The sequence below is a fragment of the Streptomyces sirii genome, assembly GCF_045690365.1.
GTDB lineage: Bacteria > Actinomycetota > Actinomycetes > Streptomycetales > Streptomycetaceae > Streptomyces > Streptomyces sirii.
In genome coordinates this window covers 181,316-206,527 of sequence record NZ_CP147982.1, presented here as the reverse complement: position 1 = coordinate 206,527, position 25,212 = coordinate 181,316, and the positions used below count along the sequence as shown (strand labels likewise).

The following is a 25,212-nucleotide window of genomic DNA, read 5'->3' as shown; positions in this document are numbered from 1 at the left end:
AGGAAGTGTCAAGAAGAGGCGGAGGAGCCCTGCTTCGACCCTGTCCGGGATGCGCAGTGCGGCCACCCCGGGCCGGTGGTCGGACGGGGTGACCGCAGTGTCCAAGCAGTTGGTATCAGCGGACGATTCGTTCCACGATCCAGTCGACCAGTGGCTTGGTCACCTGGCTGTGCTCGGTGTTCTCGCTGTCGCACTTGAACTCGTCGAGCGCGCTCTTCTCGTCGGCCGCCTCGACCTTCTCGTACGGGTCGACGTCCCACTTCGCCGGGTCGTAGTCCAGCGCGACCGCACTCACGGAGGGTACGAAGCAGCTGAACTTGTACTTCTCCGGGATGTCAGCCCCGAGCGCCCCGGCGATCTTGCCGAAGGAGCCGAGGGTGCCACCGGGCGTGCCGTCAAGGCCGGGAACGTACGAGGTGAAGCCCCGTCGGACCTGGCCGACGGCCCGCATCTCGCCGATCGGCTTGCGCGTTCCGCCGTCGGGCTGGAAGTTCGCCTGGGCGTAGACGATCAGCGGCACCTGCCGCTTGAACACCTCCGCGCCGGCCGGCAGGTCGCGGCCGGTGCCGTTGCCGGTGCCGTTGGCCACGCCCAGCTTGCGTGGCCGTCGCGGGAACTGGCCGAGGTCGCGCAGTTCGGCCAGGAACTGCGTGCGCAGTTCGCTGGAGGTGGCGACGGGGCCTTCGTACTTCGCGTCCGGGATCCATGCGTACAGCAGCTGCTGCGCGGCGGGGCTCCTGATCAGCTCGGCCTCCTTGACCTTGCCGGGCTTGGCCGGCAGCGCCTCGAAGAAGTAGGCCATCTGCTGGAGGATCAGCGGGATCCAGGCGCCGTTGTGCGGGGAGTCCCAGGAGAGGTAGGTCGCGGTCTGGTGGTCCTGGCGCTGGTCCTCCATCTCGGCGAGGGCGTAGCGGGTGATGATGCCGCCCATGCTGACCCCGCCGACGATCAGCGGCTCACCGCCCTGCCTCTCTTGGATGACCCTGTGGATGGCGCTGATCACCACCCCGGCGTTGGCCTGGATAAAGGTGTGGCGCTCCTCGAAGCCGACCAGGACCACGTCGATGCCCGCGGTGAGCAGCTGCTCGAGGAAGCCCACGTTGCTGCCCGGATAGGGCGCGTTGAAGTGGGCGAACAGCCCCGGCAGGTCACTGCGGCCGTAGTTGAAGCCGTCCGCGAAGATGAACGGCCGCTCCAGCTGGTCGTGGCCGTCGGCGAGGTAGACCGCGGCCTCGCCGACGGCCAGCTCCCCCTGGTACGGGCGGGCGGAGTGCAGCTGCCAGGTGTGCTTCGGCTGCCGGTCGCTGTCGCGTGCCACGCCCGTCGGGGTGCCGAACCAAGGGCCTTGCGGCAAGTTCTTGGCGAACTCCGCCACCTTCTCCGACGAGGACTGCTCCTCGGTCTGCTTCCACGTCAGTTCGACGTCGATCCTGGCTTCCTGTGCCATGGGACAGCTACCGCCTCTGCGTAGGTGTGGTTCAGGGGCCCGTCACAGCGCATCGCGATCACATGCGAGCGGGCGGACAGTGACCGGGATGTGTCACAGCTCCCGGCAGATGACGGAATCCGCTGCGCACCGCTACGGTGATCGAATGTGACGTCGCCGTTACTCAGTGTGCCGTAAGTGTGGATGAGAACCGGTTACGCCCCGCCGACCCGGCACCCTTCGGCGGACGGGCGCGACCGGTCCCATCGGGGCTCGCGGAAGCAGAGGCTGTGCGTGAGCGGGGAGGGCATCCCATTCACTCCTGCCGGAGCGAACCTGGCCACCTGTCCGTCACGATCGTGGAGGGGGGTGGGCGCTTTGCTGCAGGACCTGTACGAGGCCATGGCACTCAAGGCCCGGCTGGACTGCGGCAAAGGGGACGAAGCCGACCGTCGCGATCCACGGCTGGCGGGGCGAGTAGCCCACTCCACCGATACACAGTCCCGGGAGGCGCTCCGGCTGGCGCGCCGGGCTCAGCCGGGTTGGGCCCGGGTGTCCCTGGAGCGGCGGCTGGACTTCGCGGGCGCGTTCCACTGTGCGCTGCGGGCGCGTGCCGAGGAATTCGTGGACGTCCTGGTGGCCGAGGGCCACCCGGCGCAGGTGGCTCGCTGGGAACTGGCTTCCCTGCTGAGCATCACGCCGGCGCTGTTACGGGCCCACCGTGGGTGTGCCCAGGGGCGCCATTCCCAGGCAGGGAAAGGGCGTTTCGCGGGGACGGGGCGAGAGCCGACGTGTTGAGCTTGGTCGGGCGGCTTTGTCACTGGCCGGTGAACAGTTTCTCCGGCTCGGTGGCATGGGAGAAGCGCAGGATGGTGTTGAGAGCCATGCCGAGCTGCCGGGCGACGGGCCGCTTGCTGTGTCCGGAGGCCAACAGCGCGTGCTGTACGCCGAAGAGGCCGGGGGGCGGGCGATCCGACCCCCGGCGGCCGCGCCGCTAGGCCGGCGGGCCCATGATCGGCTCTAGCTCCCCCGGCACCTCGATCGTGAGCGTGCCGTCTCCGTTGTCGAAGGCGGTCAGCGAGGTCAGGGTTCCGTCACGCCACCAGTACAGGTACGGGGAGATGGGGCCGTTCCCTTCGTCGGCGTCGTTTTCGTACGATTCGATGCCGAAGGACGCCAGGGCTTTGACGGCCGTGCCCGCATGGTGGTCCATGATCGGGTGGAAGGCGAAGTGGTGCCGGCCGGGGACGGCGACCAGCACGCCTTCGGGCGGCGGCGGATGTCCGTGCGTGGTCCGCATGACCTCGTCGAGCAGCAGCACCTGGCTCCCCACGTAATGGGAGTCGCCGTCGACGAGGTGGAGGACCGTCCCGTCATCGAGCTCGACCGTGTCGTACTCGAACGGATCCTTCAGGAGGTTGGCCCGTCCGGCCGCCCGCAGCTTCTCCAGCCCGCCGTACTGCGCCACGTCACTGTCCCTGAGCATGCTGACGGCGTCGCCCAGGTCGAGGGAGAGGGCCTCGACGAGACCCTGAGCCACGGGCCGCACGTATTCGTAGGCGTCGACGATCTCCGGCGGCAGCATGTCGTCGGCTATCAGCCGGAGATAGACCTGCTCTGACATGTTGTCAGGATTGCGGTCGGGATGGCTGTTGGGGTTATGGAAGAAATTCACAGCAGGAGCGTAGGGCGCCCCACTGACAGTCCCTCACCGCGAAACCGACACCGGCCGCGGCACCCGGATCGACTGCAGCAGCTCTGTACGTCGGGAAGCCCGATCTCGTTACACCTGCGCCACGCGGGGCGCGTCGGCCGGGGCCAGGCGGGCGGTTGTCTGTTGTCATGCAACTCAGTCGTCGTGTCATCGAATGCAGCCTCAGGTCTTCCTGGATCTGAGCGTGCCAGGATGCCGGGGAAACGACCGCCAGCGCGTCGACGGGCAGGAGCCGGCCATGATCAGCGGTGCACATGTCATCCTCTACAGCCAGGACGCCGAGGCGGACCGCGCCTTCATCCGTGATGTCCTCGCCTTTCCCGGCGTCGACGCGGGCGGCGGCTGGCTCATCTTCAAGCTGCCCCCAGCCGAGGTGGCCGTGCACCCGACCGACGGCCCACCCCAACACGAGTTCTTCCTGATGTGCGACGACCTTGATACCCAGCTCGGCGAGTTCCGCGCGCAGGGAGTCGAGGTCACCCGCCCGGTCAGCGAACAGCGCTGGGGCAAACTGACTGCGATCCGGCTCCCCAGCGGTGCCGAACTCCCGCTGTACGAACCGCTACACCCCATCGCCCACAGCCTGTGACTCCACAGCACTCATCTCAGGGTGACGCATCTCAGCGTGGTCGACCGATCCCGATTGCGCCTCCTCCGCCCTCATGACGATGGCCTTCCCGCCCGTCGTCATGCCAGGGGTGTGAACTGCCCGAGCGGTTCGGGCCTTGGAAGACGCTATTGTGCGGCGTTCCGGGCGGCCAGGCGCTGCCGATACTCCTCCATGGCCCTCTGGAGGGCCTCGCTCATGAGGAGAAGGAATTCGGCGGAGGACCCGAAGCGGGCGCCGGCCGGGGTTGTGGTCCCGAGGATCTCGGCTCCGCGCTGCGACGCGGCCACCAGGGCGTCGTTCATCTGCACCGCTGCAAGGGTGGACCGGAGCCAGATGTCATCGTCGATGACGTAGCGTTCGCGGCGCTCGCCGGGAGTTCGTTCCCGCCTGAGAATTCCCTGCTGTTCGAGGAAGGTGACGGCGTGTGAGACGGACGCCGGGCTGACGCGAAGCTGCTGGACCAGGTCGGCGGCGGTGAGGGTGCCGGAGTCGGTGATGTACAGGCAGACCAGCACCCTGGCGGCCATCTGGGGCAGCCCCTGCTGAACGAGGAGGGCGGTGTAGGACTCCGTGAAGTCCTGGACCGCTTGGGGGTCGCGCCCATGGCCAATGTCGGGGACCGGCGGCGCCGGAGGCTGAGCCTGCTTGCGCCGGCGTGCACGATCCCGGGTGGCATCCTGCGCCCGGTCCGCCCCGTATCCGTCGGGTCCGCCGTTGCGGGTGACCTCCCGCATGACGGTCGAGGCGGGCCGCTCCAGACGCCGGCCGATCTCCGCGTATCCGAGTCCCTCGGCCAGCCACGTGGCGATGTGCTGACGGTCCTCACTGGTGAGCCTGCCTCCGGGCATCGGTACTCGTCTCCCATCTGTCGGCATGTGCGGAGCTCGGTGTCCGCACATTCCGCTGTGCAGTATGCGTTCAGGCGAAGCTCATTGCAATGCGATCTCTGATCGCTCATTGCGTTCAGTGTCATACTCATTGCAATGATTGGGCTATCAGACCCAAGTTAGCAGGCTCGAATGCCCTTCATTATTCGTTGACGGATTGCTAAACGCAATGTAGCGTCACGGACGTTCAGCAGTTCTCAAACACTGATGGTGGGGGAGATTCATGATGGGAAAGAGCAACAGCGGCTTCTCCGAAGCGGGGCTGCGCAGGATGCGCGACGTGCTGGAGGGGCATGTCGAGTCCGGGAAGATTCCCGGGGTTGTCGCCCTGGTCGGCCGGGGCGGTGAGACGCACGTCGAGGCGATCGGGACGATGCGCCACGACGGTGGTGCGCCGATGAGCCGGGACACGATCTTCCGGATGGCCTCCACGTCGAAGCCGGTCGCGATCGCGGCGACGATGGTCCTGCTCGACGAATGCAGGCTGCGCCTCGACGATCTGGTGCAGCAGTGGCTGCCCGAACTCGCCGACCGGCAGGTGCTCAAACGGATCGACGGCCCGCTGGACGACACCGTGCCGGCGCGGCGGCCGATCACCGTACGGGACCTGCTGACCTCCACGTTCGGCCTCGGCATGGATATGACGTCGCTGGGCACTCCGATCATGGACGCGATCTTCGAGAACGGGCTCACGCCCGATCTGCCGGTTCCGATGCCCGAGCCGGACGAGTGGATGCGCCGCCTCGGCACGCTTCCGCTGATGCACCAGCCCGGCGAGCGCTGGCAGTACCACATCAGCAACGATCTGCTCGGCGTGCTCGTCGCCAGGGTCACGGGCCAGTCGTTCGAGACGTTTCTGCGCGAGCGCATCTTCGATCCGCTGGGGATGAAGGACACCGGCTTCCACGTGCCCGCCGACAAGATCGACCGGCTGCCGACCCTCTACGCTCCCGACCCGCAGACCGGGGAGTTCCACGTGTGGGACGAGGCCAAGGGTGGACGGTGGAGCGCGCCTCCGGCGTTCCCGGGCGGCGGCGGTGGACTGGTCTCCACCGTCGACGACTACCACGCCTACTTCCGGATGCTGCTGAACGGCGGGATGCACGGGGGCGAACGGATCCTGTCCCGGCCCGCCGTCCAGCTGATGACCACCGACCGCCTCACGTCCGACCAGAACGCCGTCCGAACTGCCATGGCCCGCGACAACGTTCATCTGTCATTCGGCCAAGGGCAGCACGGCGGCTGGGGCTTCGGGATGGCGGTGCGCACCTACCGTGGTGACTACGCGCCCATCGGCCAGTTCGGCTGGGACGGTGGAAGCGGCACCTCGACCTACGCCGACCCGGACAACCAGCTCACCGGAATCGTGCTCACCCAGGTCGGGATGTCCGTCCCGAATTCGGCGCGGCTCATCCACGACTTCTGGACGACGGTCTACCAGGCGATCGACGACTGACACCGCCCGGCGTCCCGTAGGCCCCCATCCACCATCCGTCAGTTCACTTGAAGGAGCACGCCACCATGTCCCTCACCCTTGCCGACCAGGACAAGGTCACCCTGCGGACCGCCGCGTACGGCGCTGTCTCGCTGCTGGCCGCCGCTGACACCACCGGCTCGCCCCACAAGGTCGCCACCGACGGCTCCATCGCCCTGGCCTCCGCGACCGGCCAGGTCGGGCACGTGCTCGCCGAGAAGTCGAAGGTCGGCAACGTGGACGGCAAGTCCGTGGCCGAGATCGCCGACCAGGTGCTGCCGGCCCTGACGGCAGCCATGAGCCTGCTCAAGCTGCAGGATCCGGCGGAGGCCGACAACTTCCGCAGCACCGTCACCGTCGCCATCGAAGCGGCCACCCGGGCTCACAAGGGCGAGCCCGGCCCCACCATGGCCGACATGACCCGCAAGATCACCGGAGCCCTCGCCCTCGACGCCGTTTGATGGGATGAAGGGTCGGGACCAGCCGGCCGGATTCTTCCGCACAGCGGTTCCGCCGCTGGTCGGACGGGCACGGCTCGACCGGGCTTTCGGTGTCGGTCGGCTGCGCGGAGCGTGGGACCGGACTGGCGCGGGAACCGCCGGCCGTTCAGTGACCTGGTGCGATGTGCTTCGGGAGACCGGACAGCGCTCGTGTTCTGTCCGGTCTCCGGCTGTGAGGGTGTGATGGTCACCTCAGCCCGGCGAGATCGTGGTTGAGCTCGACAACGTTGACGCTCTGCTGCCCCAGGAAACCGAGAGCGCGCTCCCGGACATGGCCGGAGACCAGCGTGCGCACCTTCGCGGGGCTGAGGCGGCGGGCCTTCGCCACCCGGCGGACCTGTTCGTATGCGTACGCGGGAGAGATCGCCGGGTCCAGTCCCGAACCGCTGGCGGTCACCGCGTCCGGGGGGACGGTGGTGGGCGGGGCGCCGTCGAAGGCGGCTAGCGCGGCGCGGCGTTCCCGTACGGATCTGATCAGTTCGGGGTTGTTGGGGCCGAGGTTGGATGCGCCGGAGGCCAGCGGGTCGTAGCTGCCGGCGAGGGGCGGGGCTGGAACCACCTGGGGTCCGGCCGTGGTTCCTCGTGCGGGTCGTGGGGGTCCTTCTGCGGGAGCGCGAAGTTCTGGCCCAGCAGGCTGGAGCCGACGGGCTTGCCGTTCGCCGTCACCAGGGAGCCGTTGGCCTGGTGGGGGAATGCGGTCGGGGCGATGGCGGTGACGAGCAGCGGGTAGGCCAGGCCGGTGGCTTCGTTGCTCTCTAGGGGCTCTGGTCCACTTCGTGTGGTCGCGTACACAGGGTGACTGCTGATCTTCGCCTAATGGTGTTTTAGTGGTCGTAGGCGGTCAGCGCGCGCATGACTGGATGGCCGCGCATGAAGCTGGCTCCTCTCATCAGGCCCCTTGGAATCGATCTTCTAGGCTGGCGCGGTGACTGATGAGCAGGAGTGGGTGCAGCCGTAGATCCGGGTGCTCGTGCTCGCAGGCGTCGTCGATTCCGTACGTGTCCCATGCGGGGAACGGGTCGTCGGAGAGCTGTTCCCCGTCGGCCAGGAGGCAGTCGGCCAAGGCCGCTTGAAGTGGCTCGGCGCGCAACCCGGTGCCGATGAAGACCAGTTCCTGGCCCTGGCTGTCTCCGGCACCGCGGGCCCCGGAAGGCTCGAAACGGGCGACCGCTCCGGCCTGCGACCACAGTCCCGTGACATTCGGGCGGCTGGCCAGCCAGAAGAAGCCCTTGGAACGCAGGATCTGACCGTAAGAGCCGCTGTCCAAGCCCTCGGTGACGAAGGTCCACAGCCGGCCTGGGTGGAACGGCATATCGGCGCGGAAGACCGTGCTGGAGATGCCGTACTCCTCGGTCTCCGGAACGTGGTCGCCATTGATTTCCCGCACCCAGCCGGGCGCCTGCTGCGCACGCTCCAGATCGAACAAACCGGTGCCGAGAACGTCACGGGGGTCCACCTGCCCGTGCCGTGCGGGCACGATGCGCGCGGCGGGGTTGAGGCGGGCGAGAGCGGCCTCAAGTCGACCGGTGCTCTGCGCATCGACGAGGTCGGTCTTGTTCAGGACGATGACGTCGGCGAACTCGATCTGGTCCATCAGCAGGTCGCTGACGGTGCGTTCGTCGTCCTCGTACTGGTCCAGCCCCCGCTCGGCCAGCCCGGCGCCTCCGTTCAGCTCGGGCAGGAAGTTGGCGGCGTCGACGACGGTGACCATGGTGTCGAGCCTGGCGAGGTCCCCGAGGGTCGCTCCGTCGTCGCGCGGGAAGGCGAAGGTGGCCGCGACGGGCATCGGTTCCGAGATTCCGCTGGACTCGATGAGGAGATAGTCGAAGCGGCCCTCGCGGGCCAGCCGGTCGACCTCTTCGAGGAGGTCGTCGCGCAGCGTGCAGCAGATGCAGCCGTTGGTCATCTCGACCAGACGTTCCTCGGTGCGCGAGAGGGCGGCCTCGCCGCCGCGCACCAGGGTCGCATCGATGTTGATCTCGCTCATGTCGTTGACGATGACCGCGACGCGCAGGCCCTCCCGGTTGCCCAGGACGTGATTGAGCAGGGTGGTCTTGCCCGCTCCAAGGAAACCGGACAGGACCGTGACGGGCAGTCGGTTGTGCGTCATGCCGTCGGATCAGCTCTCCGGGCGCAGCAGCCCGCGCTCATACGCCTTGGCCAGCCGCTGCGGGACGAGGTACGGGGTGCCGTCGACGGTGACGGGCACGAGCTGTGGGGTGGCCGCCTTCCACTGGGCGCGGCGGTGGCGGGTGTTGCTGCGGGACATCTTCCGCTTGGGTACGGCCATGGCCGACCTCCTGCACGACTAGGTGATGGGCAACAAGCTAACTGGAAATGGCTCCCATTTTCAAATTGGCTGTGCTTAAGCGGCTGTCGCGTCGCACAAAACCTCGGATCCGTGTCCCGCCGTCCGGCTCCTCCGTCACCCTCGGGGCTGGCCGGGGCGTGGTGAGGAAGCCGCGCAGACCTGCGCCTCAACGGCGCGAGCCAGGAAGCCGTCGAGGCGGCCCGTGCGACCTCCCACGCCACCCGGTCCGCCGTCACCGGCCCTCTGGTCGCGGTCTCCGTCCTCGAACCGCGCCTCGCTGAACCGGCGCGCCAGGCTGCCCAGGCCGCGTTCGACTTACGCGACGTCACCGACCACTCCACCTTGGCCGCCCGCCGCGAAGCCGCCATCGCGGCGACCGACGACCTGGTCGCCGCGGCAGGCCGCGCCATGGCCTGATCCGCGGCCGTCACCGACTCCGTCCAGTACTCCAGTCTGACTTCGCGATTCTGTCGGGGGGAGCGAGGGAGCCTCAGTTGGTGGGCAGCCTGGCGCTGCACGTATATCGCGTTGTGGGTCCCGGGGTACGGCCATAAGGTCACCGGCATGTCTCTACGTCTTCGTATGCGTCAAGCACTGCCGGAAGCGATGCGCGCCCGCGACAAGGCCGCGGTGAGCGCCCTGCGCGCAACGCTTGCTGCGCTGGACAACGCTGAGGCGGTGCCCGTGGACGAAGCTGAGCTCCGTGGCGTGGCCCTTGAGCATTCGCCGGTTGGCGTCGGCGCGACCGAAGCGGTGCGGCGTGAGCTGAGCGAGCGCCGTGTGGTGGATGTCGTGCGGGCCGAGGCAGCCGAGCGACTGGAGGTTGCAGCGCAGTTGACTGCGCCCGCGCACGCTGACCGAGCCGCGCAGCTCCGCGCGGAGGCCGCCGTGCTGGTTCGCTTCCTCGACGGTCCCGGCGCCGCATAGGACATGGCGTCGCGTAGGACATGGCGTCGCGCCCGAAGCGAGGCAGGAGCAGGGCTGGAAAGCGGCTGGCCGAGCAGGCCGGCCACGCCCGGCCCGGCCCGGACTCCGCGAGCGCAAGAAGCGGGAGACTCGAGTCGCGCTGAGCCAGGCGGCGATTCGGCTCTGCGTCCTTCATGGCTGGGCCGATGTGACGATTGATCAGATCGCCGCAGAGGCCGATGTCTCCGTCCGCACCTTCCGCAACTACTTCACCGGTAAGGCCGAGGCGATCGCGGCCAGCCACCTGGAGCGGATGCTCCGGGTCGCCGACGGCCTGCTCGCCCGCCCGGTCGGCGAAGCGCTCTGGGACTCGCTGCTCCACGCCGTCCTGGGGCAGTTCGTACCACCGGACAACTCCACGCCGCAGAACGAGCGGTGGCGCGAGGGGGTGCGGCTGATGCTGGCCGAACCCGCGCTCGCCGGTGAGATCGTCAAGGTCAACGCCGCCGCCCAGCAGGAGTTGGCCAAGGCCGTCGCGCGGCGCACCGGCACCGACGCCGAACGCGACGTCTACCCGAAGCTGGTCGCGGTCGTGGTCGCGGCAGGCAGCGCAGCGGCCGTAGAGCACAGCCTGCGCGCCGACGAACCCCTGCCGCTCGGCGCGCTCTTGGCCCAGGTCTTCGAGCAGCTCGCCGCCGGCCTGCCCGTCCCGTAGCGAAGAGCGGCGACCGCCTTGCTTCCGGTGCCACCCTTTCCCGTTCGCACCAAGGAGACGTGACCGTGACAGCCGACGTGATCATCGCGGGAGGCGGCCCGAACGGGCTGATGCTGGCCTGCGAACTCAGCCTGGCAGGCATCAGCCCGATCGTTCTGGAGCAACTCGCGCAGCCCAGCACCGAACCCAAGGCCAATGGCCTGCTCGGCCAGGTGGTGCGCCTGGCCGACCACCGCGGCTTGTACGAGCCGCTCAGCGGCAGCCCGGAGCCCCCGCAGCCGAACTCCGCCTACTTCATGTTCGCCGCCATGGGCCTCAACCTCGGTCTGCTGGACACCAGTCCGGTCTTCGGCCTGGCCGTCCCGCAGCACCGCATAGTCCAGGTCCTGGAAGAACGTGCCCGCGCACTCGGCGTCGACCTGCGGCGCGGACACCGGGTCAGCGCCGTCGCCCAGGACGAGGATGCCGTGACCCTCGACGTCACCGGCCCCGACGGCGACCAGCAGCTCCGCGCCCGCTACGTGGTCGGCGCGGACGGCGCGCGCAGCGTGATCCGCAAGTTCTCCGGGATCGGGTTCCCCGGCGTCAGCTACGACCGCCGCACCAACCGCACGGCCCACGCCACTGTCCCGGCCGACTGGGTCGACCCGGTCAACGGCGCCCTCACCATTCCCGGTCACGGGCCGGTCCTGCCCTTCCTGCCCCACCGCACCGACCAGGGCGGCTTCTCCTACGCGCCGTTCCCCGGCCAGGCCGCCGCTGGTCAGCACCACCGAGTGGGACCAGCCCACGTCGGACGAGCCGATGACCCTGGCCGAAATGGAGTCAAGCATCCGCCGGATCCTCGGCGTCGACCTGCCGCTCGGGCCGCCGGATGGAACGGGCCCGCATGTGCTGCGGCGGCTGACCGGCGGCAACACCCGGGTCGCCGACCGGTTCCGCGACCGGCGGGTCTTTCTGGTCGGCGACGCCGCCCACGTCTACGCCTCCGGCGGGGGCCCCGGGCTGAACCTCGGCCTGCAGGACGCCGCCAACCTCGGCTGGAAGCTCGCCGCCGCACTGCACGACACCGCCCCGCCCGGCCTGCTCGACAGCTACGACACCGAGCGCCGCCAGGCCGCCCGCCGCATGGTGCTCAACGCCGAGGCGCAGTCCGCGCTCACCGCACCGGGGAGCGACACCACCGCCCTGCGCGAACTCTTCACCGAACTGCTCACCCGCAAGGTGGTCGTCCAGCACCTCGCCGACCTCACCGCGGGCACCGACGTGCGCTACGAAATGGGCATCACCGATCCCCACCACGCAGTCGGCTACTTCGCACCGGAGTTGGAGTTGATCACTGAGGCGGGAAAGGTCCGGCTCGCCGAACTCTCCCGGAATGCCCGGCCGTTGCTGATAGACCTTTCCGAGGACCGGTCGGTGGCAGCCGTACTGGCGAAGGATCAGGACGCTGTCGACCTCGTCATCGCGCAGGGCGCCCCGGCCGGCCTCACCGGCCTGCTGATCCGCCCCGACGGCTACGTTGCCTGGGCCTGCGGCTCACCCCGCCCGGACCCGGCCGAGCTGGCCGCCCTGCGGGGGCCGTCGAGCGCTGGTTCACGGGCTAGAGGCGATTCCGAAGATCAAGAGCCTCACGGGCAGACCTCGCCACCGGCCGCGGCGGCTGTTCGCCGACCGTGGCTACGACGTCGACAAGTACCGCCGCCTGCTGTGGAAGCGCGGCATCAAGCCGGTCATCGCACGACGCGGAGTGCCGCACGCCTCCGGGCTCGGCGCCGTCCGCTGGGTGGTGGAGCGCACGAACGCCTGGATCCACGGCTTTCGCCGGCTACAAATCCGCTGGGACATCCGCGATGACATCCACGCAGCGTTTCTCGGACCGGCCTGCTGCGTGATCACCTATCGGTGCGTCAGGGCGTTGGCCCGGCTCAGCTGATCCGACCCGGCCTGCCGAAGACCCGCACCGTCACCATCATGAGGATCGCGGCCAGCCCGCCCAGCACCATGACCGCAGATGTGGAGGTGGAGTCCACCACGGCCCCGCCCGCCAGCGCGCCGAGGGAGATGGTCGCCTGAAACGATGCCGTGAAGAGCACGGACGCCGCCTCCGGCGCGTGCGGCGCCGACGTCAGGAACCACGTCTGCGAACAGACCGGCACCGCGCCGTACGCGAGACCCCAGAAGACCAGCAGCACGATCGCGCCGAGCTTCCCTGTGCCGATGACGGGAAGCAGCAGGGTCGCCGCCGCGAGCATGCCCGCGGCGCCGATGAACGTCGCGCGCAGCGCGCGTCTCGCCCTTGCACCCGCGAGGAAGTTGCCGACGATCCCGGCGGCGCCGTACGCCAGCAGGAACGCGGTGATGAGCTGAGGGCCGGCATGCGTCACGTCCTCCAGGAAGGGAGTGACATAGGTGTACGTGCCGAAGTGGGCCGTCACGATCAGGAACGTCGCGACCAGCCCGACCCGGATCTGGGTGGCGCTGAGCAGATCGCGCAGTACGGAGAGCCGGGTGACTCTCCGCGGCAACAATGGGGGCAGCACCATGGCGAGTGCGACGAATACGGCCAGCGTCAGGATTCCCATCGCGATGAACGCCGTCCGCCACCCCGCGAGATTCCCGATGAAGACCCCGGCGGGCACGCCGATCACGGAACCGAGCGGGACGGCGGAGAAGATCACAGAGGTCGCCCTGCCAACCTGCCCCTCCGGTACCAGGCGGGAGCCGAGTCCCGCGCCGATCGACCAGAAACCGCCGATGACGAGTCCGACAAGGACTCTGGAGACCATCATGACCCAGTAGGAGGGCGCGACCGCAGCAAGGAAGTCCGCCGATGCGAGCACCAGCATCAGGACGCAGAGCATGAAGCGCCGGTCCATCCGCCCGGTTGCGACGGTGACGGTCGGGGCGGCGATGGCAGCGAGGATCCCGGGCAGGGTCATCATCAGGCCGGCCGTTCCGTCCGAGACGCCGAAGGTGTCGCCGATGGGTGTCAGCAGGCCGATCGGCAGGATCTCGGTGGTGACGAGGGAGAAGATCCCCATCATGACGGAAGTGACGGCGAGCCAGCCGATCACTGGCGATCGAGCGGAGACGGCACCGCCATCGGTGGAAGTGGTGCCGTCGGTGGAGGTGGTGACTGCGGGCATGGTTCCCGTCCTGTCGTGATGACGCCAGTGGCAGTACGCCCGAGTTCAGCAGTCGTCCTCGGTCGCGGTCTGGCGTGATTGCGACATCAACGTCGCACGGCAGGATGACGTCGGATTCTCTCCGAATGAGTGTCCGTTGGAACAGCGGGCCGGGCCACCGCAGAACGGGCGCAGCCTCCACCACTCATTCCGTTGGCTGCTCCAAGACTCCTGAGGGAATGACTTCAGGTGTCTTAGAGGTCGTTTTCTCCCGGTTTTCATCCCATGGATGGTGTTTGATCCTGTGATGTCGGATCGCGCCAGGAGACGGTGTTCTCGCCGGTGAGGCGGCGGGCCATGAGGTCGGTCATGGCGAGGTGGATCATGGCTTCGGAGCGTGTAGTTGATGTTGTTTCGAGTGCTGTCCGTAGTCGATGGGACTGCGTTGTCCGAGGCTGGAGTGGCGGCGTCGGGTGTTGTAGCGATGCTGCCAGCGGATCAGGTCGAGGCGGGCTTCGCGTTCGTCGGCCCAGGCCCCGCGGCCCTGAAGCGTCTCCCGCTTGCAGGTCGCGTTGAAGGACTCGGCGAGCGCGTTGTCCGCCGAGCTGCCGACGGCGCTCATGCTCTGGATCACGCCTGCCCGGCGGCAGGCGGTCGGTAGGTGCCGTCCGAGTCCTGGTGAACCGTGCGTATCCGCGCGGCGAGCTTCGCGTCGGCCGCCTGGCGGGCCGCCCGGTCGCCAGCGGTCTTGTGCCAGTAGTAGAAGCTCGAGCGGGCGATGCTGAGGATGGTGCACAGCCGCTTCACGCCATCGCGGCGCTGGTGGTCGGCGACGAACTGGAAGCGGTTCACCAGCGCGTCTCCCCGGCGAATACTTGGCCGCCTTGCGCAGGATCTCGCGTTCTTCCTCCAGTTCGTGGACCTTCCTGCGCAGGACCTTCCTGCGCAGGGCCGCGTTCTCCGCTTCCAGTGGTGTGGGCGGCTCCGTCGGTACCTCTGCCCGGCGGCCCCGGGGCCGGTTTCCTCCGGCTGCCCGGACCCAGTTCCGCAGCGTCTCCGGGTTGACTCCCAGATCAGCGGCGACCGACCTGATCGTCGCTCCGGGCCGCGACTGGTACAGCGCGACCGCGTCCGCCTTGAACTCGGCGGGGTAGTGCTTCATGACCACGAGATGTCCGTTCTCAGATCCTCAAGATCTAGTGTCTCGTGTGTCCAAGATCCGGGGTCAACGCCCACATCAAGTTCACCCTCACCTCCGCACTGCGAACCAACCAGCCCCACCTGCCGCTGCCACAAGCCATGCGAACCGCCGTCACCATCCGCGACCACATCACGACCCTCTACCTCCAGCTGCGCGCTCAGATGGAGCTCTTAGCGCGACAACGGCCCGATGATTTCGCCGCGTACCCGCCCCGACGAAAAGGATGATGACGAGGCATCAAGGGGTTCGGTGACATGAAGGGGCCTGCCGCTACGTCGATTTGACGCATGGTGGCTAAGTCGTGCGGACGGTTTTGCTCATTACAGCTGTGCGGCTAGGGTGCCTCAAATGTTCCGCGCGGCCATACCCCCCGTACGTACTGTCGACCCGGCGCCCGAAGGGCAGCAGGCTCCCGTCCCACGCGTTGAGCCCAAATCCGGCGGGAGAGACCCGTTCTTCGACAACGCGAAGTACCTGGCGGTCGTCCTCGTGGCCATGGGGCATACGTGGGAGCCGCTCACCCACGGCGGCCGGGCGGCGATGGCGCTTTACATGACCGTCTACACCTTCCACATGCCGGCGTTCGTCCTCATCTCTGGCTATTTCTCCCGCGGGTTCGACCTCAGCCCGGCCAAGCTCAAGCGGCTCATCACCGGTGTCGCCGTGCCGTACGTGGTGTTCGAGGTCCTCTACACCTACTTCCAGCGCTGGCTGCAGGACACCCCGAACGAGCCGATCAGCCTCACCAACCCCTACTACCTTGACTGGTTCCTGGCGGCTCTCTTCATCTGGCGGCTGACGACCCCGGTCTGGAAGCTCGTGCGTTGGCCCGTCCCACTGGCCCTGGTGATCGCTGTGCTCGCGGCGGCCTCACCTGAGGTCGGCAGCGACTTCGCCCTGAGGCGGGTGCTGCAATTCCTGCCGTTCTTCATCCTCGGACTGCACCTGAAGCCAGCCCACTTCGACCTGCTGCGGCAACGCGCCATCCGCGTCGCGGCAGCGCCGGTGATGCTGGGCGCCGTTGTCTTCGCGTACTGGGCGGCACCGCGCATGAACGCCGCATGGTTCCGGCAGAACGACGCCGTACAGGACCTGGGCATGCCGGCCTGGGTCTCTCCGGTCATGGAACTCGCGCTGTTCGGCTGCGCCATGGTGCTCACCGTGTGCTTCCTGGCCCTGGTGCCGCGGCGGCAGACGTGGTTCACGAAGCTGGGCGCGGGCACGCTGTACGGCTATTTGCTGCACGGTTTCGCGATCAAGACGTCGCGCTGGTTCGGCTGGTACGACACCTTCCTCTGGGTGCGCACGCCGGCCGGCGAGATCGTGGTGACGGTGCTGGCTGCCACGCTGATCACGCTGCTGTGTACGAGTCCGGTGCGGCGGGTTTTCCGGTATGTGATGGAGCCGAAACTGGCCTGGGCGTTCAAGGACGACGCGGCCGCGGTGGCGCGGGCGCGGGTGGGCACGGCTGATGCCGTGTCCTCAAGCTCCGCGAGCTAACTCCTCCAGACTCCTTGCGAGGCCCCGGTACTGCAAGCCTGGCTCGTATCGGCAGGGCGCGTGACGTGTGGGGCAGCAGTAGGTGCGGAACATGCGGTGCGGATGCCGAGCCGCGTTCGGCCGCGGGGCGGAGACGGAGAACGTCGGGGCGGAACTCGCCCGGTCGTGAGCAGAGACCGCCCGGCTGTCGAAGGCCGAGAAGGAACGGCACCCAAGTTCCTGGACGGCGCGCGGGAACAGGCCAACCGCCTCATCGAGCAGTCCATGCAGGAGTGGACCGCATCAGTCAGAGTGCTGCGGCAAACCGGGCCTTGCCGTGAGTCGGGCGAGCGGAAGGCGCCTGACGGTCAAAAACCCAGTTCAGGCGCCTTTTCGTGCCTCTAGAAGAAGCCGAGCTTCTTCGGCGAGTACGACACCAGAAGGTTCTTCGTCTGCTGGTGGTACAGCGCTTATAGTGGCGCTGACCTGCTGAAACGGTGATGGTGACTGTCGTCAGGAGAGCGCTGGTCCGTGCATGGTCCGGGTCTTGACCTCAGCTTCCGAATGCTGGGGTGGGTCTGTCGGTGCCGTTCGGGAAGGCGACCGTCAGGCGTCCGGGCCCGCTCGGGTCGTACATCCCGGGCAGGGGCCCGGCGAGCATCTCCAGGACCAGGCCGTGGGCGGTGAGATGGTCGGCGAGCGCGGTGAGTTCGGCGGCGTCGCGGCCGAGGCGCTTCATCTCGTACACAGTGAAGATGACCCGGCAGTGCGGGGCGTGAGCCTTGATCTGGCGGACCAGCGCGAGTGCGGCCTCGAACTGGGGCCGCACCCGTATGCGGGTGCTGTCCTTCTCGGAGAACACCTCGACGCCTTCATGGCCGACCACGGCCTGTCCGTACTGCGGCCCAGCCACCGCAACCACAGGCCCCGACCCGGTGAACACCTCGTGCTGGTCGTGAGCGGCAGTCTGAGGTGTAGATCTCTGGCAGGTGCGGGTTTTGCGATTTCTCGCCCGCCGTCGCGGGTTGCGCTCGTACGCTCCGGTGCATGGTGGACCTCAAGGTGCATGAGCGGATCACCGCGCCGCGCGGAACGGGGGGCACCGAAGCTGCTGGGCTATTGCGGGAGCAGAAGCTCTTGGTCGGGCCGCTGCGGGAGCAGCGTCCGGCCCGGTTAATTGGTTGCGGACCTTCGGGATGGAGTGTCTGATCCCGGCTATGACGATTGTGCTGGGTACGCCGACTGTCGACGGGGTACGCGAGGCCATGGCCGCGCTGCGGGAGTGGCAGTACGACGAAGCGCCGATGCAGTTGCATTCCGGGGACATCGGCTGGAACTACCGGTTCGGAACGGCCGAGACGGCCGCGGTGGTCCGGACCTGGAGTCGGGACGGGCGGATTCTCGCGGTCGGGATGCTCGACTCGCCGACGCTGGTGCGGATGACGGTCGCTCCGGACGCTTTCCAGGATGAGGACTTGGCGCGGCGGCTCGTCGAGGACTTCTCGCTGCCTGAGCGCGGCGTACTGCCGGAAGGAACGGTGTCCATCGAGGCCCCGCTGGGCCTGCTGCTCCACGACCTGCTGAGCAAGGAGGGCTGGGGCGTCGACGAGCCGTGGACGCCGCTCTTCCGCGACCTCACCGAGCCGGTGGAGGACCCCGGCGTGCGGATCAAGTCGATCGGCCCGGAGCAGGCGCAGGACTTCGCCGACGTCCTGCGGTCGGCGTTCAACACCTCGCGGCCTACGCGCGAGTACTGGCACGCGATGTCGGCGGGACCGTTCTACGCCGACGCCCGCTGCCTGGGCGCCTATGACGACCAGGGCAGCGTGGCGGCGGTGGTGACGGTGTGGTCGGCCGGCCCGGGGAAGCCGGGGCTGGTCGAGCCGATGGGCGTCCACGAGGACCACCGTGGTCGCGGATACGGCCGGGCGATCACCGTGGCTGGGGCGGCCGCGCTGCGGGAGATGGGCTCGTCGAGCGTACGTGTGTGCACGCCGAGTTCCAATGTCGGCGGCGTCGCCACGTACAAGGCGGCCGGGTTCGAGGTGCGGCCGGAGGCGCGGGACCGGATCCGGACGGCCTGACGCCGGGGCTGCTCGGTTAGGCGGCTGTCTGGGGCGTAGAGCGTCTGGCAGGGCCGGGGCTATGCGGTATGCGCAAGGGGGAGGGCTCGGACCCCATGAACAGGCTGAGCGGGAACGGATACGCATGCTTGCCGCGGAGGGCTTTGACCGGGGAGAGAAAAACACGGCCATCGCGAAGGGCCTGCGCGTGAGCGTCCGTTCAGTGGAACGCTGGAGGCGGTCCTGGCGCGACAACGGCATTGCTGGTCTTCGTTGTTCCGGGCCGGCGAACGCCGCGAAGGTGGGCCCGCAGGAGTTCGCCATGCTGGAAGAAGAGCTGCTGAGAGGGGCCGTGTTCCACGGGTGGCCGGACTAACGGTGGACGCTGTCACGGGTAAGGACGTTGATTGCGCACACGCTTGGAATCGACCTGTCCATCCGTGAAGTGTGGGAACTGCTGAGGCGTCACGGCTGGTCGTGCCAGCAGCCGGCACGGCGGGCCATCGAGCGTGACGAGGGGGCTGTCGCAGGCTGGATCAATCTTCATCGCTCTCTGCGCGTCCTGAGTCACGGGCACGGTGCGCTGGCACCTGGGCCGTGGCACGGCCCAGCCCCGGTCGATCGTCGCGGAGCGCCCTCGGTGGGTAGGGGATCGGGAGGCGGGGGAGAAGGGGCGGCCCTGACACCCCGGCCCGCCGGTACCGACCCCGACACCGCTACCGATGCCGTCCCGGGCGAGGCGGGTCACGTTACGTCGCGATGACCGATGCCCTCCTGAATCGGGGTGCCTAGTGTCATCTCGTCCCTGGTGGCAACGGATCGGAATCGGACCCGCATGCGTCTGCTCACGTACCTCGTCGGCTGCAGTGTCGACGGCTTCACCGCCGGTCCTGACGGACAGTGCGCCCCCTTCGGCTTCGACGGCGATCTCAAGGCCGCCGTTCTGGCCGAGCACCCCGAGACCGTCCCGGATCATGCCCGCAGGCCGCTGGGCGTCGTCAGCACGGCGAACAGATTGTTCGACACCGTCGTCATGGGGCGCGGTGTCTACGAATCCGCTCGGGCGGCCGGTGCCGAGGGCCCGTATCCCTGGCTGCGGCAGTACGTGGTCTCCTCGTCCCTGAAACGGCCCGCGTCAGGCGTCGATGTCGTCGCCGGGGACCCGGCGGAGTTCGTCCGCGGGCTGAAGCGGCGGCCGGGCATGGGCATCTGGCTGTGCGGCGGCCCGGTGCTGGCCGGGCGCTTGCTGCGCGAGGTCGACAAGCTCGTGGTCCACCGCCATCCGGTGGTGTTGGGGGCCGGCGTTCCGCTGTTCCACGCGGCATTCGACCCTGCCGCCTTCACGCTGACCGACTTCCGGGTCTTCGCCACCGGCGCGACTGTCACTACGTACACCAAGCAGTAGGAGCACACGTGCTGTTTCGCCCCACGACCGAGGCCGATCAAGAGCGTGTCGCAGCAGTCATCGTGGATGAACCGGTGGGCTGGATCGACGCCGACCGCTACCTGGACGAGTGGAAGCAGGGGATGTACCGGCCGGAGTGGACCTGGATCGCCGAGGACGACGGGCGGATCGTGGGCCGTTCCTTGTGGTGGGGGCAGCAGGACAGCGCTCACCCCGTCGCCCTGGACTGTCTGCATGTGGACCCGACGCTCCCCGACCGCGCGGAGGTGGCGGCCGGGCTGCTGACCGCCGCGCTGCGGGCGTTCGCCGACGCCGGTGCGCCCAAAACTCCGCTGTACAACCTGACGCTGCCCGTCGGCCGGCGTGACACCCCGGCCGCGGTGGCCGCCGTGGAGTGGCGGCGCCGGGCGGCCGTGGCAGCAGGCCTCACGCACGAGGTGGAACGGCTGCGCCTGCAATGGACGGCCGACGTCGGCCTCCCCGCGTCCAGGGGCCGGCTGACGTTCGCCCCCGCTTCGGACGAGGAGTTCCTCCGGCTGTTCCGTCGGATAGCCGTGGGCAGCCTGGACGACGAGACCCGCAGGAACATCGCCGTCAAGGGCGCCGAAGCCACGGCCAGGGACGAGATGGACTTCTACCTCGGCTGCCCCGGTCGGCGCGAGTGGTGGCGTGTGGCCCACACCCCGGACGGGCGGGTCGCGGGCCTCGCCCTCCCCTCCGCGACACCGTATGCCCGCAACGTGGGCTACCTGGGCGTCGTCCCCGAGTTCCGCGGCCATGGGTACGTGGACGACCTCCTCGCCGAGATCACCCTCATCCACGCGGAATCCGGTGCCGAACTGATCACAGCCACCACGGACACCGGCAACGCCCCTATGGCCGCGGCCTTCGCCCGCGCCGGCTACCGGACTTCGGAGATCCGCATGCTGTATTCGGCGCCGGTGGCGTAGGGCGGAGAGGCGGAGGCCCCTTCGCCCGCGGGGGACGGACGGTTGATGAAGGGCGGCAGCGGGCGCGCCATATGAAGAGAGCCGTATGAGCCGCATAGGCCGTATGAGCTGTGCGAGCTGTAAGAAGAGAGGGGAGCCGGTCTGATGCCGGTTTGCATCGAAGAGTTCACCTTGGCCGGGAGCGGCAGCGGTCCCTACGCGCTCACCACGGGCCCGGACGGAGCGTTGTGGTTCACGCTGGTTCACAGCGGGGGCATCGGGCGTCTCGTGCCCGGAGGGGTACTCACGCACTATCAACTCGATCCGGACTGCGGGCCGACGATCATCGCTGTCGGGCCGGACGACGCCTTGTGGTTCACCGAGCACCGGGCGCACCGCATCGGCCGGATCGCCCTCGACGGCAAGGTCGAGGAATTCACCGTGCCGACTGCGGAGTGCGGTCCGTTCGGAATCGCCGCCGGGCCGGACGGAGCGCTGTGGTTCACCGAGACCGCCGCCGACCGGATCGGCAGGATCACCACCGACGGCCGGGTGGCCGAGTTCCCACTGCCGGCCACGGGGACCTTCCCCTCCGCAATCACCGCAGGCGCCGACGACGGGATGTGGTTCACCCTGAACCAGGCCGACGCGATCGGGCGGATCGGCATGGACGGAGCCGTCACTCTGCACCCGTTGCCGACCAGGTCCGCCGCCCCGGTGGGCATCGCGGCCGGGCACGACGGGGCGGTCTGGTTCGTCGAGATCAATGCAGGGCGGATCGGGCGGATCACTCCCGACGGCGGGATCACCGAGTTCCCGCTGCCCGACCGCACGTCCCGGCCGCATGCCATCACCCCCGGCAGCGACGGCACGTTGTGGTTCACCGAGTGGGCCGGCAACCGGGTGGGCTCCCTCACCCCCGACGGCACTGTCACCGTGCACGACCTGCCGACCCCGGGCTCGGAGCCGCACGGGATCGCCCTGGGCCCGGACGGAGCTCTGTGGACAGCGCTGGAAATCGGCGCACTCGCCCGTGTCGGCGTCCGTGTCCCCACGTGACGAAGCAACGAACAACGAAGCAACGAACAACACGGCAACGAGAGGGAACGCTCATGAAGTACGCACTCGTGATCTTCGAAACCGATGAGTCACGCCACCGGATCCGGACCGACCGGGCCGCTCACCGCGCGGCGTACGAGACCTGGATCGGCAAGATCGCGGCGGCAGGCAAACTGATCAGTGGCGATGCCCTGGACACCGAGTCGGCCTCCGCGACGACCGTGCGCAAGACCACCGAAGCAGCGCCCGCCACGGTGACCGACGGGCCCGCACACCCCGGCGAGGAGAACCTGGGCGGCTGGTTCGTCATCGACGTGGCCGACCGTGAGGAAGCCGTGGAACTCGCCAAGGGGCTCGGCACCTTGGAGACCATCGAGATCTGGCCGGTGCTCGAAGGCGCCTGAGGACGGCCCGTTGCGGCATCGCCCCTCCCCCCGACGTACAGTGTCGATCATGATGCTCGTTGCTGGCGGGGGGAGCGGACGATGCAGGGGCGCGCAGAAGAACGACGCCACATTGAGCGGATGCTCGCCGACTCTCGGCGCGGAGCGAGCAGTTCACTGCTGCTGCACGGCGAGGCCGGCATCGGCAAGACCACTCTCCTTGAGCATGCGGCCGCCCACGCGGACGGCATGCGCGTGCTGCGGGTCGAGGGCATCGAGTCGGAGATGGAGCTCGCTTTCGGCGGGCTCCATCAGCTCCTCCTGCCGGTGCTCGATCTGCTCGACGGGCTGCCGGGACCGCAGGCCGGGGCTCTGCGTGCCGTCTTCGGCCTGAGCGACGAGCCCGTACGGGACCGTCTCACCCTGGGGCTCGCCACACTGTCGCTGCTCTCCGAGGCGGCCACGGACGCCCCCCTGCTGTGCCTGGTCGACGACCTGCAATGGCTCGACCGGCCGTCCGGGGACGCGCTGACCTTTGCCGCCCGGCGGCTGCGGGACGAAGGCATCGTCATGCTCTTCGCCACCCGCGGCACCTCGCCGGAGAGCGGATCGAGGGCGCTGCCGCGCGTACACGTCACCGGCATCGACCGGCGGTCGGCCGTGGCGCTGCTGCCCGGCCTCGCTCCCCCGGTCGCCGAGCACATCCTCGACCAGGCGCAGGGAAACCCGCTGGCGCTGCGGGAGTTGGCCGCCGCGCTGACCCCGGCGCAGCGCGCCGGACAGCTGGGGCCGCTGGCGCCGGCCGAGGCGCGGGCCGAGCTGCCCCATCAGCTCCAGGACGCGTTCGCACAGCAGATCCGCCGCCTTCCCGACGCGACCCAGCGCACTCTCGCGGTGGCCGCGGCCGACGACACCGGGGACCTTCCCACCGTGCTGGCGGCCGCGGGCCGGCTCGACGGGGAGGTCAGGGATCTGGAGCCCGCCGAGCGTGCCGGACTGGTCTTCGTCTCTGCGCAGAAACTGCGCTTCCGGCACCCCCTCATCCGCTTCGCCGCCTACCAACAGGCCCCGCTGGCCTGGCGGATCGCGGCGCACCGGGCGTTGGCGGCGGACCTGGACGGCGCCCAGCACGCGCACCGGCGCGCCTGGCACCTGGCCGCCGCGACGACCGGCCCGGACGAAGAGGTCGCCGCGGAGTTGGAACGGGTCGCCGAGTGGGCCGGAAGCAGGCAGGCGATGGCGTCCGCGTCCGCGGCGTACGAGCGGGCCGCCCGCCTGACCGCCGATCCGCACCGGCACGCCCGCCGCCTGATCACCGCCGCACAGAAGGCGAGCGAGGCCGGCCAGGACGAACGGTGCCGCGCTCTCACCGACCAGGTGCCACTGCCGTTGCGGGACCCAGGGATGGCGGCGGACTTCGCCCGCGTACGCTCCGTGGTCGAGCTCGGCTACGGCAGCCCCCGCCGGGCTGCCCGCATCCTGGCCGACTGCGCGGACACGATCTCGGCCGACCGCCCCGACAAGCTCGCGCCGCTGCTGACCGACGCCATCCACGCGGCCTTCTGCGCGGGCGACGCACCCCTCATGGTGGAGATCGGAGTCCGCACACCCCAGCTGCCGATCCTGGCCGTGCCCGCCCACCTCCTGGCGGGCGACCTGCCCGGCGCGCGCCGGGCCCTGGACACTCTCGTACGGGCCGGACGCCTCGCCAAAGTCGGGCTCATGGACCAGTTGGTGACCGCGATCCACTGCCACCTGACGGCCGATCACGCGACCGCGCACGAACTGGCCGCCGCGGCGGTCGCCCACTGCCGCGAGCAGGGCATCGGTGGATGGCTGCCCACCACGCTGCATCTGCGCGCCCAGGTGGAGCTGGCGCTCGGCCGGCTCGACGACGCGCACGCACACGCCACCGAAGCGCTCCGGCTGGCCGACGGCTACGACCTGGACCACCGAGCAGCCCACCTGCGCGCCCTGTTGGCGGTGCTGACCGCCGTCCAAGGGGAGGAGGCGCAGACCCGGAAAATGGCCGAACAGGCACTGGAGTACACCCGCCCGCGCGAGGTCGGACGGGGCACGGCGGAGGCGCTGTGGGCGCTGGGGCTGCTCGACCTCGGCCTCGGGCGGGCGCAGGACGCGCTGCGCCATCTGGAGGCGGCCCGGCAGGCGGCGGGCCACCCCTTCCTGGCCCGGCACCTGTTGCCGGACCTGATCGAGGCGGCCGTGCGCGCCGGACATCCGGCAGGGGCGCGGGCACCCGCGGACCAGCTCATGACATGGGCGGCCGACCTCGGACAGCTCCACTTCACGGCGCAAGCGCACCGCTGCGCGGCCCTGACCAGCTCGGACACACAGGCCGAGCAGCACTATCTGACCGCCTTGGACCTGCACACAGACGGCAACGACTTCAATCGGGCGCGCACCCAACTCCTCTACGGCGAATGGCTGCGCCGCTCGCGCCGCAAAATCGACGCCCGCGACCAACTGCGCACCGCACTGAAAATCTTCGATCAGCTGAACGCCCGACCCTGGGCCCACCGCGCGCGCACGGAACTCCAGGCAGCCGGCGAAACCCACGACCCGTCCGACGCCACCGACTCCCCCCTGACCCGCCTGAGCGCCCAGGAGCGCGAAGTCGTCCGCCTCGCGGCCACCGGCGCCACCAACCGCGAAATCGCCACGCACCTGTTCCTGAGCCCACGCACCGTCGGCCACCACCTCTACCGCGCGTTCCCCAAGCTCGGCATCAGCTCCCGAACAGAACTCGCCGACCTGCTCATGCCCTGACGGGCGCAGAAGAGCAGGCAGGTCAGGCGCCCTTCCCGAGCACAGGCACAAGCTGGGCTGAGCCGGGACGCCAACTGCGACCGAGAGAGATCCGCCCGGGGGAACCCGTCTCGTTCCGAGGGCCTGCGCCAAGACCCGCCGACCCAGCGGACGGCGCCGTTCCACCGATACGGTCGCTGGCGGGATCACCGGCAAGTGATCAACGGGATCATTCACCGGCCCGGCACCGGGGTGC

General features: G+C 69.1%; 22 protein-coding genes and 6 pseudogenes. 18 read left to right on the top strand and 10 right to left on the bottom strand.

All coding sequences use genetic code 11. The features are described from left to right. Positions 1-115: 115 nt before the first annotated feature. Positions 116-1,447: a hypothetical protein gene (locus tag WAB15_RS00970; RefSeq protein ID WP_407284899.1), complete on the bottom strand. Its 1,332-nt coding sequence runs from the start codon at positions 1,445-1,447 to the stop codon at positions 116-118. Between the two features lie 357 nt (positions 1,448-1,804). On the opposite strand from WAB15_RS00970, the gene WAB15_RS00965 reads away from it, so the two are divergent. Beyond that, positions 1,805-2,224 (top strand): aldehyde dehydrogenase family protein, encoded by a 420-nt coding sequence (locus tag WAB15_RS00965; RefSeq protein ID WP_407284898.1) that lies wholly within the window; start codon positions 1,805-1,807, stop codon positions 2,222-2,224. 196 nt (positions 2,225-2,420) lie between these two features. Here WAB15_RS00965 and WAB15_RS00960 read toward each other — a convergent pair whose 3' ends face one another. Further along, positions 2,421-3,050 carry a hypothetical protein gene (locus WAB15_RS00960; RefSeq protein ID WP_407284897.1) on the bottom strand — a complete coding sequence of 210 codons (630 nt, stop codon included), beginning with the start codon at positions 3,048-3,050 and terminating at the stop codon, positions 2,421-2,423. Positions 3,051-3,378: 328 nt separating this feature from the next. Between WAB15_RS00960 and WAB15_RS00955 the strand changes: the two genes are divergently transcribed. Further along, positions 3,379-3,729, top strand: coding sequence for a VOC family protein (locus tag WAB15_RS00955; protein WP_407284896.1), 351 nt, complete (start codon positions 3,379-3,381; stop codon positions 3,727-3,729). Positions 3,730-3,875: 146 nt separating this feature from the next. Here the strand turns inward: WAB15_RS00955 and WAB15_RS00950 are convergent, their stop codons facing one another. Then, positions 3,876-4,598 (bottom strand): helix-turn-helix domain-containing protein, encoded by a 723-nt coding sequence (locus WAB15_RS00950; protein ID WP_407284895.1) that lies wholly within the window; start codon positions 4,596-4,598, stop codon positions 3,876-3,878. 265 nt (positions 4,599-4,863) lie between these two features. On the opposite strand from WAB15_RS00950, the gene WAB15_RS00945 reads away from it, so the two are divergent. Together WAB15_RS00945 and WAB15_RS00940 are read left to right on the top strand one after the other, a co-directional pair. Next, the gene (locus tag WAB15_RS00945) at positions 4,864-6,093 is read left to right on the top strand and encodes a serine hydrolase domain-containing protein (RefSeq protein WP_407289136.1); all 1,230 of its coding nucleotides are present in this window, start codon (positions 4,864-4,866) and stop codon (positions 6,091-6,093) included. A gap of 65 nt (positions 6,094-6,158) precedes the next feature. Beyond that, complete coding sequence (locus WAB15_RS00940; RefSeq protein ID WP_407284894.1) at positions 6,159-6,572, top strand: hypothetical protein; 414 nt, start codon at positions 6,159-6,161, stop codon at positions 6,570-6,572. 226 nt (positions 6,573-6,798) lie between these two features. On the opposite strand, the pseudogene kdpC reads toward WAB15_RS00940, so the two are convergent. The 3 genes and pseudogenes from kdpC to rpmF form a co-directional block, all read right to left on the bottom strand. Then, positions 6,799-7,403: pseudogene (gene kdpC, locus WAB15_RS00935) on the bottom strand (potassium-transporting ATPase subunit KdpC). A gap of 97 nt (positions 7,404-7,500) precedes the next feature. Next, positions 7,501-8,721: a GTP-binding protein gene (locus WAB15_RS00930; RefSeq protein WP_407284893.1), complete on the bottom strand. Its 1,221-nt coding sequence runs from the start codon at positions 8,719-8,721 to the stop codon at positions 7,501-7,503. Positions 8,722-8,730: 9 nt separating this feature from the next. Further along, a complete protein-coding gene (gene rpmF / locus WAB15_RS00925; RefSeq protein WP_363157731.1) occupies positions 8,731-8,901 on the bottom strand; it encodes a 50S ribosomal protein L32 in 171 nt (56 codons plus the stop codon). Between the two features lie 627 nt (positions 8,902-9,528). On the opposite strand from rpmF, the gene WAB15_RS00920 reads away from it, so the two are divergent. From WAB15_RS00920 to WAB15_RS00900, 5 genes and pseudogenes are all read left to right on the top strand, one after another. Then, positions 9,529-9,849: a hypothetical protein gene (locus WAB15_RS00920; protein ID WP_407289135.1), complete on the top strand. Its 321-nt coding sequence runs from the start codon at positions 9,529-9,531 to the stop codon at positions 9,847-9,849. A 139-nt stretch (positions 9,850-9,988) separates the two neighbouring features. Beyond that, positions 9,989-10,543, top strand: a complete 555-nt coding sequence (locus tag WAB15_RS00915) for a TetR family transcriptional regulator (RefSeq protein ID WP_407289134.1) — start codon at positions 9,989-9,991, stop codon at positions 10,541-10,543. A gap of 110 nt (positions 10,544-10,653) precedes the next feature. Next, positions 10,654-11,079 (top strand): annotated as a pseudogene (locus WAB15_RS00910) (FAD-dependent monooxygenase); the annotation flags it as partial. A gap of 268 nt (positions 11,080-11,347) precedes the next feature. Then, positions 11,348-12,052: pseudogene (locus tag WAB15_RS00905) on the top strand (FAD-dependent monooxygenase); the annotation flags it as partial. Between the two features lie 94 nt (positions 12,053-12,146). Further along, positions 12,147-12,479: pseudogene (locus WAB15_RS00900) on the top strand (transposase); the annotation flags it as partial. On the opposite strand, the gene WAB15_RS00895 reads toward WAB15_RS00900, so the two are convergent. The 3 genes and pseudogenes from WAB15_RS00895 to WAB15_RS00885 form a co-directional block, all read right to left on the bottom strand. Continuing rightward, positions 12,472-13,692, bottom strand: coding sequence for an MFS transporter (locus WAB15_RS00895; RefSeq protein WP_407284892.1), 1,221 nt, complete (start codon positions 13,690-13,692; stop codon positions 12,472-12,474). The pseudogene WAB15_RS00900 and the gene WAB15_RS00895 sit on opposite strands and share 8 nt — an antisense overlap. Before the next feature lie 257 nt (positions 13,693-13,949). Further along, positions 13,950-14,081: pseudogene (locus WAB15_RS00890) on the bottom strand (IS5/IS1182 family transposase); the annotation flags it as partial. Beyond that, positions 14,054-14,839: pseudogene (locus WAB15_RS00885) on the bottom strand (transposase). The pseudogenes WAB15_RS00890 and WAB15_RS00885, both read right to left, overlap by 28 nt. A gap of 381 nt (positions 14,840-15,220) precedes the next feature. On the opposite strand from WAB15_RS00885, the gene WAB15_RS00880 reads away from it, so the two are divergent. Continuing rightward, positions 15,221-16,372, top strand: a complete 1,152-nt coding sequence (locus WAB15_RS00880) for an acyltransferase family protein (protein ID WP_407284891.1) — start codon at positions 15,221-15,223, stop codon at positions 16,370-16,372. 532 nt (positions 16,373-16,904) lie between these two features. Here WAB15_RS00880 and WAB15_RS00875 read toward each other — a convergent pair. Beyond that, positions 16,905-17,264, bottom strand: a complete 360-nt coding sequence (locus tag WAB15_RS00875) for a recombinase family protein (protein WP_407284890.1) — start codon at positions 17,262-17,264, stop codon at positions 16,905-16,907. A gap of 304 nt (positions 17,265-17,568) precedes the next feature. Between WAB15_RS00875 and WAB15_RS00870 the strand changes: the two genes are divergently transcribed. From WAB15_RS00870 to WAB15_RS00835, 8 genes are all read left to right on the top strand, one after another. Beyond that, on the top strand, positions 17,569-18,435 hold the full coding sequence (locus WAB15_RS00870; RefSeq protein ID WP_407284889.1) for a GNAT family N-acetyltransferase: 867 nt from the start codon (positions 17,569-17,571) through the stop codon (positions 18,433-18,435). Next, positions 18,356-18,790 (top strand): helix-turn-helix domain-containing protein, encoded by a 435-nt coding sequence (locus WAB15_RS00865; protein ID WP_407284888.1) that lies wholly within the window; start codon positions 18,356-18,358, stop codon positions 18,788-18,790. Before WAB15_RS00870 ends, WAB15_RS00865 begins: the two co-directional genes overlap by 80 nt. Before the next feature lie 9 nt (positions 18,791-18,799). After that, complete coding sequence (locus WAB15_RS00860; protein ID WP_407289133.1) at positions 18,800-19,177, top strand: winged helix-turn-helix domain-containing protein; 378 nt, start codon at positions 18,800-18,802, stop codon at positions 19,175-19,177. Between the two features lie 72 nt (positions 19,178-19,249). Next, positions 19,250-19,819, top strand: a complete 570-nt coding sequence (locus WAB15_RS00855) for a dihydrofolate reductase family protein (protein ID WP_407284887.1) — start codon at positions 19,250-19,252, stop codon at positions 19,817-19,819. A 62-nt stretch (positions 19,820-19,881) separates the two neighbouring features. Next, entirely contained in the window at positions 19,882-20,769 is an 888-nt protein-coding gene (locus WAB15_RS00850) for a GNAT family N-acetyltransferase (protein WP_399149165.1), read from the top strand. 144 nt (positions 20,770-20,913) lie between these two features. Continuing rightward, positions 20,914-21,807: a virginiamycin B lyase gene (locus WAB15_RS00845; RefSeq protein WP_407284886.1), complete on the top strand. Its 894-nt coding sequence runs from the start codon at positions 20,914-20,916 to the stop codon at positions 21,805-21,807. A 53-nt stretch (positions 21,808-21,860) separates the two neighbouring features. Next, positions 21,861-22,211, top strand: a complete 351-nt coding sequence (locus WAB15_RS00840) for a YciI family protein (RefSeq protein WP_407284885.1) — start codon at positions 21,861-21,863, stop codon at positions 22,209-22,211. An 81-nt stretch (positions 22,212-22,292) separates the two neighbouring features. Beyond that, positions 22,293-24,977 carry an ATP-binding protein gene (locus WAB15_RS00835; RefSeq protein WP_407284884.1) on the top strand — a complete coding sequence of 895 codons (2,685 nt, stop codon included), beginning with the start codon at positions 22,293-22,295 and terminating at the stop codon, positions 24,975-24,977. The last annotated feature ends 235 nt before the right edge of the window (positions 24,978-25,212 follow it).